The organism is Streptomyces sp. NPDC057697, assembly GCF_042799335.1.
GTDB lineage: Bacteria > Actinomycetota > Actinomycetes > Streptomycetales > Streptomycetaceae > Streptomyces.
In genome coordinates this window covers 472,932-485,952 of record NZ_JBHVJA010000002.1, presented here as the reverse complement: position 1 = coordinate 485,952, position 13,021 = coordinate 472,932, and the positions used below count along the sequence as shown (strand labels likewise).

Genomic DNA, 13,021 nt, shown 5'->3' with positions numbered 1-13,021 from the left:
ATGACCGAAGAGCCGCAGCCGCTCACCCTCACCCCGCCGGGCGACTCCGCCCCGCCGCTCGTCCTCACCCCGCCGGAGCCGGTCGCCCCGGTCCGCGCCGAGCAGGCCGCCGGTCTCGTACCGGTCGACCCCCCGGTACGGACGGAGATGACGCGCCGCGCCACCGAGTACGTCGGCGGGCTCGCCGGACTCGACGCCCGGTCGCCCGAATTCACCACCCGGATCGGGGAGATCGCCGCGCTCGGGCAGGGCGACATCCGCAGCGCCGCCCAGCAGTCCAACCGGATGCTGGACCGTACCGTCCGCTCGCTCGCCGGGTCCGGCGGCGTGGACGCGCAGAGCCGGGTCGGCTCGTCCCTGGTGGAGCTGCGCCGCACCGTCGAGGATCTCGACCCGCGCGACACCCCGGGCCGCGGTGCCCGCCGGCTGCTGTCCAGGCTCCCCGGCGGCAACCGGCTCCGCGACCACGTCGCCAAGTACGCCTCCTCCCAGGCCACCCTGAACCGGATCGTGGGCTCGCTGCGCGGCGGCCAGGACGAGCTGCGCCGCGACAACGCCGCCCTGCACACCGAGCGCACCCGGCTCTGGGAGACCATGGGCAAGCTCCAGGAGTACGTCGTGCTCACCGAGGCGCTGGACGCCGCCGTCGAGCAGCGCGTCGCGCAGGCCGCGGCCACCGACCCTGCGCAGGCGGACGCGCTGCGGGCGGATGTGCTCTTCCCCGTGCGGCAGAAGCACCAGGACCTGCTGACCCAGCTCGCGGTCTGCGCGCAGGGATACCTCGCGATGGACGTCGTGCGGCGCAACAACGACGAGCTCATCAAGGGCGTCGACCGGGCCGCGACCACCACCGTCTCCGCCCTGCGGATCGCCGTGATGCTCGCCTCGGCCCTGGAGAGCCAGCGCAAGGTGACCGAGCAGGTGCAGGTGCTGCGCTCCACGACCGAGGATCTGATCCGGGGCAACGCGGAGATGCTGGCCGGGCAGAGCGGCGAGATCCAGCGCATCGCGGCCGACCCGGCGGTGGGCGCGGAGACGCTGCGCACCGCGTTCCAGCAGATCTACCGGACGCTCGACGCCATCGACACGTACAAGGCGCAGGCCACCGAGTCGATGGCGTCGACCGTGGAGTCGCTGACCGCCGAACTCCAGCAGGCCGGCGCCCATCTGGCCCGCAGCCGGTCGGCCGGTCCGCTCGATGGCGGGGGCCTGGGATGACGGGCCTCCCCCGGCGGCTGCGGCACCGGGCCGCCCGGTCCTTCGCCACCCTGCTGGCCGCCGCCGTGCTCGCCCCGCTCACCGCGTGTTCGGGTGCGTCCGGCGGGGCGTCCGGCGGGCCGTCCGGCGACCCGGTCAAGGACGACGGCGCGCCACGCCCCGGCACCCTGCGCGTACTGGCCTCCAGTGAACTCGCCGATATGAAGCCCCTGTTGGAGGAGGCCCGCGAGGCCACCGGGATCACCGTGCGGCCCACCTGGACCGGCACGCTGGACGCCGTCGAACTGCTCGGCTCCGGAAAGGCGGACGGGGCGTACGACGCGGTCTGGCTGTCGTCCGACGACTATCTGCGGCTGCACCCGGACGCGGCACGGCGGATCACCTCGGAGACGCCGCTGATGACGTCCCCGGTCGCCCTCGGGATCCGTCCGGCGACGGTGCGGCGGCTGGGCTGGAAGCCCGGGGACGTGACCTGGTCGCAGGTGCACCGGGCGGTCGCCGAGGGGCGGCTGACGTACGGGATGACCGATCCGGCCCGCTCCAACTCCGGTTTCTCCGCGCTGGTCTCGGTCGCCTCCGGGCTCTCGGGGGCGCAGTCCGCGCTGACCGACGCCGATGTCCGCGCGGCGGGCGGGAAACTGAAGGAGTTCTTCGCGGGGCAGCGGCTGACCTCGGGCTCCTCCGGCTGGCTGGCCACCGCGTACATCCGGCGCTCCACCGTCGACGCGCTGATCAACTACGAGTCGGTGCTGCTCTCGCTGAACCGCGACAGCCACACCGGGCTGACCGTGATCCGCCCGCGCGACGGGGTGGTGACGGCGGACTACCCGCTCAGCCCGCTCGCCGCCGCCGACCCGGAAGCCAAGGACGCGGTCCGCGCGCTGACGGCGTACTTCCGGAGCCCGGACGTCCAGCGGAGGCTGACCCGGGACACCTTCCGTCGCCCGGTGGTGCCCTCGGTGCGGCCCGCGGCGCCGCTCGCCGCCGACCCGCGCCGCGAACTGCCGTTCCCCGGCTCCCGGTCCGTCGCCGACGGGCTGCTCCACAGCTACGAGAACAAGCTCCGGCGGCCCTCGCGCACCGTGTACGTGCTGGACACCTCGGGATCGATGGCCGGGGGTCGGCTGTCGGCCCTGAAGGCGGCGCTGACCGGGCTGACCGGGGACTTCCGGGAGCGGGAGGAGGTCACCCTGCTGCCGTTCGGCTCGGCGGTGAAGCAGGTCCGGACGCACACCGTCGACCCCGCGGACCCGGAGCGGGGCCTCGCGGCGATCAGGGCGGACACCGCGGCGCTGACGGCCGGCGGCGAGACGGCTATCTATTCGAGTCTGGAGTCCGCCTACGAGCGGATCGGCGAGGGCACCGAGTCCGCGTTCACCTCGATCGTGCTGATGACGGACGGCCAGAACACCACCGGGCAGTCGGCCGGTGACTTCGCCGCCCACTACCGCGCCCTCCCCGCCGCGCGACGGGTCACCCCGGTCTTCCCGGTCGTCTTCGGGGACTCGGACCGCGCGGAACTGGACCGGATCGCCACGCTGACCGGCGGCCGGCTCTTCGACGCGACGAAGGACCGGGGTCCCGGCTCCCTGGAGGACGCCTTCGAGGAGATCCGTGGATACCAGTGAGGGGAGATCCGTGGATACCAGTAACCCGCCGGGCGGGCCGGGCGGCAGGGCCGCGCACGGATTCCTGGCGTACATCGAGTCGCGGAAGAACCTCGCCGGGAGCGCCTGCGGGCTCGTCGGCCTGGTCCTCACCTTCACCGGGCTCGCGGGGGCGTACTGGCCGGTGGTGGTCGTCGGGCTGTACGGCGCGGGCGCGCTGATCGCCCCGCCCGAGCGGCCGGCGGTCCCGGTCTTCCCCGACCCGTCGACCCAGCTGGACGCGGTGCGCACCGACTACCGCGCGCTGTGCGGCTATCTGGCCGAGGTGGAGCTGCCGCCCGCCGCGGCCGGCCGGCTCACCGAACTGACGGAGCTGCTCGACGGGCTGCTCGCCCCCGGGCCGGTGGCCGAGGCCCTGGCCGCCGACCCGGAGGGCGTCCACGTGCTGGCACGCGCCGTGCGCCAGGACGTCCTGGAGTCGGTCGACGCGTTCGTCCGGATCCGCCCCTGGACGCGGATGGTGCCGGGCACGGAACCACCCGAGCGCCATCTGGAGCGCCAGTTGACGCTGCTGCACCGGGAGGTCGAGGCGCTGGCGACCGCGCTGCGGGAGGCGGAGGCCCGGCGCCAGCAGACCCATACGCGCTATCTGGAGGACCGGGGCCGGAACGGGTAGCGCCCGCTCCGGCCGCGGTCCGGAGCGCCAGCCAGCGGTCCGGAGCGCCGGGGCCCACCTGCACTCCGCACCCTCCGACCAGCAGCACACAGGCCCACCCGCACTCCGCACCCTCCGGCCAGCAGCACACCGGCCCACCCGCACTCCGCACCCTTCCGTCAGCGGCGCACCCGTACCGTCGCCGACGCCGTCGTACCGGCGTGCAGGGCGTCACCGGCGTAGCCGACCTCGTAGGTCACCTGGCCGACGGCCCGGGGCAGGTCGTCGATGGTGAACGTGCCGTCGGCGGCGACGGCGGCCGAGGTCAGCGTTCCGGTGCCCTTCTTGTCGGTGCGCACCACGGACACCGTGATTCCGGCGGGGAGCGCCCGCCCCCGACCGGTCAGGGTGCCGGTGATCGTCAGCCCGGCGCTCTTCGTGGCCTCCGCCGGGGCGGTGAGGGCGAGGGTGGTCGGGGCCCGGTCGACCGCGACGGTGAGCGCGGTGTCCTCGGCCGGGCGGTGGGTGAGGTCGCCGGTGAACGAGACGGTGTAGGTGGCGTCCCCGACCACCGACGGGACGTCGAGGACGGTGAACGATCCGTCGGGGTCGACCTCGACAGGGGCGAGCTTGCGGTCGCCGTTGGCGTCGTGCCGTACCGCCGACACCCTGACCGGCTCGGCGGGGGCGGACCCGTCCAGCTCCAGCCGGCCCCTGATCCCGACCGGTTCGCCGACGACGGGCTGCCCCGGGGTGGTGGAGAGCGTGCCGGTGAAGCGGGAGTCGTACTGGGCGGCCGGGGGCTGGACGACATGCAGCCAGTACTCGCTGCCGGAGGTGTTGGTGGTGATGGCGAACAGGCGCGAGCCGTCCTTCGACCAGCCGAGCCCGCGCGGCGCGACCCGGTCCCCGTCGAGCGGGCCCTCGAAGGCGAACTCCAGCGGGGCCGTGCCGGAGGCCGGGTCGGCCGGCTGCACCAGCAGGTCGACCGTGCTTCCGGTCGCGGCGGCGCCCCGCGCGATGTACGTACCGTCACCGCTGAACGCGACGGCGGACGCCTTCGCCCCCTCGGGCAGCGGCTGGTATCCGGTCGGCGCGTCGGACAGGTCGTCGGCCTCCAGGAGGCGGGTGCCGTAGGCCGCGTCGGCGACGGCGATCCGCCGGCCGTCGGGGGACTGCGCCACGTCCTTCATGTCGAGGCCGCCCTTGCCCCCGGCATCCGCGAACCGCCGCTCCGGGCCGCGCACGAGCGTGTCGCCGCTCGCGTCGAGCGTGGTGAGGAAGGGGTTGGCCTCGCCGGTGCTGCGGGTCTGCGCCATCACGATGCGGTCCGGGGCCCCGGGGCCGCTCGTCAGCCGCAGCCGACTCGCCGCGTTCCAACCGGTGTTGGCCGACCGGCCGTCCGCCGTGCCGTACAGCCAGGTCTGGCGGTTGTCGCATTCGGTGGTGAGGAAGGGCGTCTCGGTGTGCCACTCCTTGCCGCCCGCGAAGGCGACGTCGCGCGGGCAGGGCACGTCGTACGCGGTGTACGTGAGACCGGTGCGCTCCAGGGTCACGGTGTCGAAGGCGAGGATGCCCGAGGACTGCGAGACATGGAGCGTGCCGCTGTCCGCGCTCAGGGCCATCCCGGAGGGCGCGGAGGCGGTGGGCAGCGAACCCACCTTCTGGCCCTGGAAGTTGTAGACGTGGACCTGGTTCGCGTACTGGTTGCGGCGGTCGTCCGTGACGTAGACCCGCTCGTGCACCGAGTCGACGACCATCGCGGAGTACGAGGTGATCGGCAGCTTGGCCACGGTGTCACCGGGTGTGGTGCCGTCGGCCGCGAGGGCGGCGGCCGGGGCGAGCGCGGTGAGCCCGGCGGTGCCGAACGTCAGTGCGGCAAGCGTCGCCGCGGTACGTATGCGGTGCTGGTTCCTTCTCAACTGAGTCCCCCACAAGCTCGGTTGGCCCCCGGCGGACCGAGCCGGAGGCATGTGAAGGAACATGGAACCTTGTGAAGGTGTCGTGTGCAAGGGTGAATCGATGTCGGGCCGTTCTGCCTGAAACCCGCAGGAAACAGGCGGCGGGCGGACCGGGCGCGGGACGGAACACGCGGAACATGGGGCGGCCCCCGGAACCGTGAGGGGATTCCGGGGGCCGTACCGCGGCGGGCTGCCGGCCTCCCAGGTCAGGGCGGATGTCCGGGCCCGGCCGCGGGGGCGTGCGGGGCGCACCCGCGCGGGGTGCGCCCGGGGGCGTCAGCCCAGGCGCCGGACCAGCGCGTGGTACTCGTCCCACAGCTCCTTCGGCGTGTGGTCGCCGAAGGTGTCGAGGTGCTCGGGGACCAGCCCGGCCTCCTCGCGCCAGACCTCCTTGTCGACGTCGAGCAGGAAGTCCAGGTCGGCCTCGGAGAGGTCCAGGCCGTCGGTGTCGAGGGAGCCCTTGGCCGGCAGGATGCCGATCGGGGACTCGACGCCCTCCGCCTTGCCTTCGAGGCGCTCGACGATCCACTTCAGGACGCGGCTGTTCTCACCGAAGCCGGGCCACACGAACTTGCCCGCGTCGTTCTTGCGGAACCAGTTCACGTAGTAGATCTTCGGGAGCTTGGCCTGGTCCTTGTCGGCACCGACCTTGATCCAGTGGTTCATGTAGTCGCCCATGTTGTAGCCGCAGAACGGCAGCATGGCGAACGGGTCGCGGCGCAGCTCACCGACCTTGCCCTCGGCGGCGGCGGTCTTCTCGGAGGCCACGTTGGCCCCGAGGAAGACACCGTGCTGCCAGGTGAAGGACTCGGTGACCAGCGGGACGGCCGAGGCGCGGCGGCCGCCGAAGAGGATGGCCGAGATCGGCACGCCCTTCGGGTCCTCCCACTCGGGCGCGATGATCGGGCACTGCCCCGCCGGGACGGTGAAGCGGGCGTTGGGGTGGGCGGCCGGGGTGTCGGACGCGGGCGTCCAGTCGTTGCCCTTCCAGTCGGTGAGATGGGCCGGAGCGGTCTCCGTCATGCCCTCCCACCACACGTCGCCGTCGTCGGTGAGCGCGACGTTGGTGAAGACGGAGTTGCCCCACATCGTCTTCATGGCGTTGGCGTTGGTGTGCTCGCCGGTGCCGGGCGCGACGCCGAAGAAGCCCGCCTCCGGGTTGATCGCGTAGAGGCGGCCGTCGTCGCCGAAGCGCATCCAGGCGATGTCGTCACCGATGGTCTCCACGGTCCAGCCGGGGATCGTCGGCTCCAGCATGGCGAGGTTGGTCTTGCCGCAGGCGGACGGGAACGCGGCGGCGATGTACTTCGGCTCCTCCGACTCGCCCTGCGGCGGGGTGAGCTTCAGGATGAGCATGTGCTCGGCGAGCCAGCCCTCGTCACGCGCCATGACGGAGGCGATGCGCAGCGCGTAGCACTTCTTGCCGAGCAGGGCGTTGCCGCCGTAGCCGGAGCCGTAGGACCAGATCTCGCGGTCCTCGGGGAAGTGCGAGATGTACTTGGTGGAGTTGCTGGGCCACGGAACGTCCTCCTGGCCCTCCTCCAGGGGCGCGCCCAGGGTGTGGACGGCCTTGACGAAGAAGCCGTCGCTGCCGAGCTCGTCCAGCACGGCCTGCCCCATGCGCGTCATGGTGCGCATGGAGACGGCCACGTACGCGGAGTCGGTGATCTCGACGCCGATCGCGGAGAGCGGGGAGCCGACGGGGCCCATGCAGAACGGCACGACGTACATCGTGCGACCGCGCATCGAGCCGCGGAAGACACCGTTCTCGCCGGTGAAGATCTCCCGCATCTCGGCGGGGGCCTTCCAGTGGTTCGTCGGACCGGCGTCCTCCTCCTTCTCGGAGCAGATGAACGTGCGGTCCTCGACGCGGGCGACATCGCTCGGGTCGGACGCGGCGTAGTACGAGTTGGGGCGCTTGGTCTCGTCCAGCTTGGTGAAGGTGCCCTTGGCCACGAGCTCCCCGCACAGGCGCTCGTACTCGGCCTCGGAACCATCGCACCAGACCACCCGGTCCGGTTCGGTGAGAGCTGCGATCTCGTTCACCCAGGAGACGAGCTCCTGGTGATCGGTGGGGACGGTGAAGGGAGCCGCGATGTCGCGCGCCACGATCGCTCCTTGTTGAGGGTGTCTGTCTGGTAGTTGCCCCGTGGGGGCCGCGACCCGGATGCTTCTACCCCTTCGAATCCCGTTGGCGCTCATCCGGTGCCGACCGCACTCATTTGATCATCCGACCGTTTCGCCCATATGTCCAGGGGGCCGCCCACGTGAGCATGGCCACTCGTACCGGTTACCTACGGTCGCGTAGGTACGATGCGGGAATGACTGCTGCCGCCGCCGCGCCCGGGTCCGCCGGGCTGGAACCAGCCGAGTCCGACACCCTCCCGGCGAAGCCGCGGTTGCGCGGCTGGCTGCACGCCGGAATGTTCCCCGCCGTGATCGTCGCGGGAGTGGCCCTGATCGCGTTCACGGACAGCGCCCGCGGCCGGATCGCCTGCGGGATCTACATCCTGTCCGCGTGCCTGCTGTTCGGTGTGAGCGCGCTCTACCACCGCGGCACCTGGGGCCCGCGCGGCGAGGCGGTGCTGCGCCGGCTCGACCACGCCAACATCTTCCTGATCATCGCGGGCACCTACACCCCGCTGACGCTGCTCCTGCTCCCCGAGTCCACCGGGACGCCGCTGCTGTGGGCGGTCTGGGGAGCCGCCGTCGCGGGAATCGCCTTCCGGGTGTTCTGGGTCGGCGCCCCGCGCTGGCTCTACACGCCGTGCTACATAGCGATGGGCTGGGCCGCGGTCTTCTTCCTGCCCGACTTCCTGCGGACCGGCGGGATCGCGGTGCTGGTGCTGGTCGTCGTCGGCGGGCTGCTCTACAGCGCCGGTGGCGTCATCTACGGCATCAAGCGCCCCAACCCCTCCCCGCGGTGGTTCGGCTTCCACGAGGTGTTCCACTCCCTGACCCTGGCGGCCTTCGTGGTGCACTACGTCGGCATCTCGCTGGTGGCGTACAACCACCGCTGAGCACTGTTCCCTCCGGCACCGGCAGCTGTCGTACAACCACCGCTGAGCACCATTCCCTCCGGCACCGGCGGCGCTCTGGTGCCGGTGCCGGAGGGAATGGTGCCGGTGCCGGTGCCGGACAATGAGGCCCATGGCCGCCACCCCCGTACCCCTCCTGCCCCCGCTCCGGGACCCCCGCCGCGGCCGGGGCTGCGCGAGCGGAAGAAGCTCCGGACCCGGAGCGCGATCCGGGTCACCGCCCACCGCCTGATCGCCGAGCAGGGGTACGGGGCGACGACGGTCGAGCAGATCGCGGCGGGGGCCGAGGTGTCGCCGAGCACCGTCTTCCGCTACTTCCCGGCCAAGGAAGACCTCGTCCTCACCAACGCGGACGCCCCGGCGCTGGAAGCCGCCCTGCGCGCCCGCCCGCGCACGAGCCCCCGCTGGAATCGCTCCGGCACGTACTGACCGCAGCCCTCGCGCCCCCCTGGCGACCGGCCGGCGGGGCCTTAGCGTACGCGGCGGGACCGATGCAAGCCCGGCGGCCCGGCAGCACGGCAGCCCGGCGGCCCGGCAGCACGGCAGCACGGCAGCACGGCAGCCCGGCGGCCCGGCGGCCCGGCAGCACGGCAGCCCGGCGGCCCGGCAGCACGGCGGAGACCCTCACGTACGCAGTGGCACTCCTACAAGCCAGGTGACCTGGCCGTCCGCCGGGGCCGATGACGGCTGACGCCTGACAGCAGACAGACAGCTGACAGCTGACAGCCACGCTCAGTCCGTCGGGGCCCGGCCCTCACACACCCAGCGGTCCGACCACCCACCAAGCGCGAGGCTGCTCACCGCACGCCGAGGCGTTCCGCCAGCTCCCCCGTGTCCGTCGTCGGCGCATCGCACACGAAGTGGCGGCAGACGTACGCCGTCGGCGCCCCGCCCACCATCGGCCGGTCCGCCAGCAGCGGGAACTCCGCGCCGCCGGTCTCCCCCACCGCCACCACCGCGCCGGGCGCCGTGGCCAGCAACGCCGTCCGGTGCAGCTCGCCGCCGACCGGACCGGCGACCGCGACCTCGCGCGGCCCGCCCAGCAGGGCCTCCGCGACGGCCAGGCCCCAGCCGGTGAACCGGGGGGCCCGCGGCCCGAGCGCCTTCACCACGCCCAGCGCCGCCTCCCCCGCCGTGCGGTGGGCCTCGGAGCCGGTGTGCGCCGCGTACGAGAGCAGCGCCCCGGCCGCCGCCGTCCAGCCCGCCGGGGTCGCGTTGTCGGTGGGGTCCTGGGGCCGGCGGATGAGCCGCTCGGCGTCGTCCGCCGTGTCGTAGAACCCGCCGCCCTCGGCCGTGAAGTGCTGGAGCACGATGTCGAGCAGGAAGCCGGCGAACTCCAGCCAGACGCCCTCGCCGGTGACCGAGGCCAGGGCGAGGAAGCCCTCGGCCACGTCGCCGTAGTCCTCCAGGACCCCGGCGTGCCCGCCCGGACGGCCGTCCTTGGACGTACGGTCCAGCCGGGCGACGGCACCCATGTGCACCCGTACCAGCAGGTCGGCGGCCTCGGTGGCGCGCTCGACGAGGTCGGGCCGGTCGAAGTACGCCCCCGTCTCGGCGAGCGCGGCGATCGCCAGGCCGTTCCAGGCGGCGACGACCTTGTCGTCCCGGCCGGGGCGCGGGCGCAGCTCGCGGGCGGTCAGCAGCCGGGCCCGCACCCGGGCGACCCGGTCCGCGTCCGCCCCGGCGCCCACGTGCGGCAGCCGCAGGACCGAGGAGCCCTCCTCGAACGTGCCCTCCGCTGTCACCCCGAAGTACTCCGCGGCGAAGGCGGCGTCCTCCTCGCCGAGGACCTCCCGCAGCTGCTCGGGCGTCCACACGTAGTACGCGCCCTCGACGTGCCGCCCCTCGCCGTCCTCGCTGTCCGCGTCGAGCGCGGAGGCGAACCCGCCCTCGGCGGTGCGCAGTTCGCGCACCATGAAGTCGGCGGTCTCCAGGGCGACGCGGCGGGCCCACTCCGATCCGGTGGCCCGCCACAGGTGCGCGTACACCCGGCAGAGCAGCGCGTTGTCGTACAACATCTTCTCGAAGTGGGGCACCACCCACTCCCGGTCCACCGAGTAGCGGGCGAAACCCCCGCCGAGCTGGTCGTAGATCCCGCCCCGGGCCATCGCCAGACAGGTGTCGGCGGCCATCTGGAGGGCACCCTCCGCCCCGGTACGGGCGTGGTGGCGCAGCAGGAACTCGACGGTCATGGACGGGGGGAACTTGGGCGCCCCGCCGAACCCGCCGTGCTTCTCGTCGTAGTCGCGGGTGAGCCCGAGGAGCGCCTGTGCCTGCTCCGACTCGCCGGGCAGGCCCTGGCCGCCGTGCGCGAGGGTGCGCTGGGTGAGGTCGTGGACGATGCGCCCGGCGACCTCGGCGACCTCCTCGCGACGCCCGGTCCAGGCGGCCGAGACGCCTTCGAGCACCTGTTGGAAGGAGGGCATGCCGTGACGGGGCTCGGGCGGGAAGTACGTACCGAAGTAGAACGGCTCCCCGCCCGGCGTCATGAACACGGTCATGGGCCAGCCGCCCTGCCCGGTGGCGGCCTGCACGGCCTCCATGTACACCGCGTCCACGTCGGGCCGCTCCTCGCGGTCCACCTTGACATTGACGAAGTGCTCGTTCATCCAGGCGGCGACGGCTTCGTCCTCGAAGGACTCGTGCGCCATGACGTGGCACCAGTGGCACGAGGAGTAGCCGACCGACAGCAGGACGGGGACATCGCGCCGTTTCGCTTCCTCGAACGCCTCCGGTTCCCACGGCCACCAGTCGACCGGATTGTCGGCATGCTGAAGCAGATAAGGCGAGGTCACACCAGCCAACCGGTTCATACGCCTCAGCCTCTCACAGCGTCTGCCGCGACCGGTGAAACACTGACGAGCCCACCTCACTTGGCCGAATCGCGCTCATGCGCCATCACGTGGTGGGCGGCTCCTTCCTTTTCCGAGTCGGGCAGCCCGGCACCTCGAAACAGTAGGATTGGCGCAGCGGCGCCACACCTGCCGAGGCCTCTCGAAGGAGGGACACCATGACCGCCGAGATGGTGGCGCCCGCGTGGATGCATTCGCAGATCAGCGCGGAGCAGTACGACTCCTGGTCCGAGGAGCAGTGCGCCGGCATCGAGATCGTGGACGGGATGGTCGTCGGGAGCCCGAGTGCCTCCAAGCGCCACAACCGGCTGGTGCGGATCCTGGCCAACGCCCTGGACGCCGCCGCGGGCCCGGACTGGAACGCGGATACGGACTTCGACGTCCGCCTGCACCGGCACCGTGAAGGCCACCGCACCATTCGCCGTGACGGTCAATCTTGGCGTCCTGTAGGCAATCGGGAAGTCGCCCCGCTATCAACGCTTGATCATTGACGGCCGCATCGTCGTTCTCCGCGAACCGGTCGGGGCGACCGCATACAAAGACGGTCCGTGCTCGGCATCCGGTTAAGACGCTGTCGTAGCCCTTGTCCGTGTGGAGCCTGTCGGGCCTTCGGCGGCGTGGACCTCGGCGGGATCGGACGGGCGGGATGCCACGTACGAGCGGTTCAAGGCCGAGGCTGTCGTGCATGTCCGCGCCGGAGACGCCCAGCGACAGCGGCAGCCCGTTCCGGTCAACGATCAGGTGGATTTTCGATCCAGGCTTGCCGCGATCGGTCGGATTCGGTCCCGCCAGTGGCCCCCTTTTGCGGCCCGGAGGCTCACGGAGTCGATGGCGCACCGGGACCAGTCCAGCTCGCCACGGGCGCCGAGTTCATCGAGAACGACACGGTGGAGCCCCGCCCAGACCCGGTCCTGGCTCCACTGGGCGAAACGTCGGTACACCGTCTGCCGGCACGGACCGAACACCGGAGGCAACTGCCTCCACGTGCAGCCCGACGTTGCCACGAACACGATCGCGGCCAGGGCCTCACGGTCACCCGCCCGACGCCGGCCCCCACCCTGCGGACGCTTCACCTCCGTCGGCGGCACCACCCGCCGAAACAGCATCCACAACTCGTCCGGCACCAGCCGCTCAACCAGATCCGTCATGCACCGTTCAACGAACGACAGTGCCACAAGAAAGGGCGTCTAAAAGCCCGTTCGGTGATTCCGGCCGTGCGGGATGGCGGAGGGGCATCCCGCACGGCCGTCTTGGTTCAGGCAGGGCTCAGGTAGGTGGTGATCACCGTGCCGAGTCCCGCCACCGAGACGAAGGCGGCGCCACCCGTCCCCGGAGAGGTCCGCCGCCATAGCTCTCTCACACAGCGCGGCGCCTCTCTGCCGCCACTTTCCTCACCGGTCCGGAACACCTGGACACGCCTCTCTGGAACATGTGGCCCATGCTCTGAAACACCCGAAGCGGCTGCTGTGGCTCGGCCGCAAGTCCTCTCCGCCTTCGGGGGACTTGGCCCACGGCATCGCCCCCGGGCCTGCGCACCGCCCTCGCGGAAATCAAGGGCGCCTTGACGGTCAGCACCCCAAAGACATTCGGCGCAGCCCTCACTCAGGACATCGGCCACGCGCATGCGTACAGCTGCGGACCGATCCTCGTACGCTGCGCCTTCTCGCCCTGGGGCCGAGGCGGATCTCCG

At 72.2% G+C, this 13,021-nt stretch carries 7 protein-coding genes and 3 pseudogenes; 6 read left to right on the top strand and 4 right to left on the bottom strand.

The genetic code is table 11. From position 1 onward, the window contains the following. The 3 genes from ACFVFH_RS07210 to ACFVFH_RS07200 all read left to right on the top strand — a co-directional run bounded on the left by ACFVFH_RS07210 (position 1) and on the right by ACFVFH_RS07200 (position 3,501). Positions 1-1,218 carry a toxic anion resistance protein gene (locus tag ACFVFH_RS07210; RefSeq protein ID WP_383764573.1) on the top strand — a complete coding sequence of 406 codons (1,218 nt, stop codon included), beginning with the start codon at positions 1-3 and terminating at the stop codon, positions 1,216-1,218. Beyond that, the gene (locus ACFVFH_RS07205; RefSeq protein ID WP_383764571.1) at positions 1,215-2,846 is read left to right on the top strand and encodes a substrate-binding domain-containing protein; all 1,632 of its coding nucleotides are present in this window, start codon (positions 1,215-1,217) and stop codon (positions 2,844-2,846) included. Before ACFVFH_RS07210 ends, ACFVFH_RS07205 begins: the two co-directional genes overlap by 4 nt. A gap of 64 nt (positions 2,847-2,910) precedes the next feature. Next, entirely contained in the window at positions 2,911-3,501 is a 591-nt protein-coding gene (locus ACFVFH_RS07200; RefSeq protein WP_383765570.1) for a hypothetical protein, read from the top strand. A 158-nt stretch (positions 3,502-3,659) separates the two neighbouring features. Here the strand turns inward: ACFVFH_RS07200 and ACFVFH_RS07195 are convergent, their stop codons facing one another. Next, the gene (locus ACFVFH_RS07195) at positions 3,660-5,402 is read right to left on the bottom strand and encodes an Ig-like domain repeat protein (RefSeq protein ID WP_383764569.1); all 1,743 of its coding nucleotides are present in this window, start codon (positions 5,400-5,402) and stop codon (positions 3,660-3,662) included. A 315-nt stretch (positions 5,403-5,717) separates the two neighbouring features. Further along, the gene (locus ACFVFH_RS07190; RefSeq protein ID WP_383764567.1) at positions 5,718-7,550 is read right to left on the bottom strand and encodes a phosphoenolpyruvate carboxykinase (GTP); all 1,833 of its coding nucleotides are present in this window, start codon (positions 7,548-7,550) and stop codon (positions 5,718-5,720) included. 212 nt (positions 7,551-7,762) lie between these two features. Between ACFVFH_RS07190 and ACFVFH_RS07185 the strand changes: the two genes are divergently transcribed. Both ACFVFH_RS07185 and ACFVFH_RS07180 read left to right on the top strand, forming a co-directional pair. Then, entirely contained in the window at positions 7,763-8,461 is a 699-nt protein-coding gene (locus ACFVFH_RS07185) for a hemolysin III family protein (RefSeq protein ID WP_383764564.1), read from the top strand. Positions 8,462-8,557: 96 nt separating this feature from the next. Further along, positions 8,558-8,922: pseudogene (locus ACFVFH_RS07180) on the top strand (TetR/AcrR family transcriptional regulator); the annotation flags it as partial. A gap of 354 nt (positions 8,923-9,276) precedes the next feature. Here ACFVFH_RS07180 and ACFVFH_RS07175 read toward each other — a convergent pair. Next, a complete protein-coding gene (locus ACFVFH_RS07175; RefSeq protein WP_383764562.1) occupies positions 9,277-11,292 on the bottom strand; it encodes a thioredoxin domain-containing protein in 2,016 nt (671 codons plus the stop codon). A gap of 197 nt (positions 11,293-11,489) precedes the next feature. On the opposite strand from ACFVFH_RS07175, the pseudogene ACFVFH_RS07170 reads away from it, so the two are divergent. Continuing rightward, positions 11,490-11,720, top strand: a pseudogene (locus tag ACFVFH_RS07170) (Uma2 family endonuclease); the annotation flags it as partial. A gap of 184 nt (positions 11,721-11,904) precedes the next feature. Here the strand turns inward: ACFVFH_RS07170 and ACFVFH_RS07165 are convergent. Then, a pseudogene (locus ACFVFH_RS07165) lies at positions 11,905-12,479 on the bottom strand (IS5 family transposase); the annotation flags it as partial. Between the last annotated feature and the right edge of the window lie 542 nt (positions 12,480-13,021).

Bases quoted from the DNA above. Each gene is read 5' to 3' on its own strand.
- ACFVFH_RS07210 (WP_383764573.1), top strand. From the start codon at position 1: ATGACCGAAGAGCCGCAGCCGCTCACCCTCACCCCGCCGGGCGACTCC.
- ACFVFH_RS07205 (WP_383764571.1), top strand. From the start codon at position 1,215: ATGACGGGCCTCCCCCGGCGGCTGCGGCACCGGGCCGCCCGGTCCTTC.
- ACFVFH_RS07185 (WP_383764564.1), top strand. From the start codon at position 7,763: ATGACTGCTGCCGCCGCCGCGCCCGGGTCCGCCGGGCTGGAACCAGCC.
- ACFVFH_RS07175 (WP_383764562.1), bottom strand. From the start codon at position 11,292: ATGAACCGGTTGGCTGGTGTGACCTCGCCTTATCTGCTTCAGCATGCC.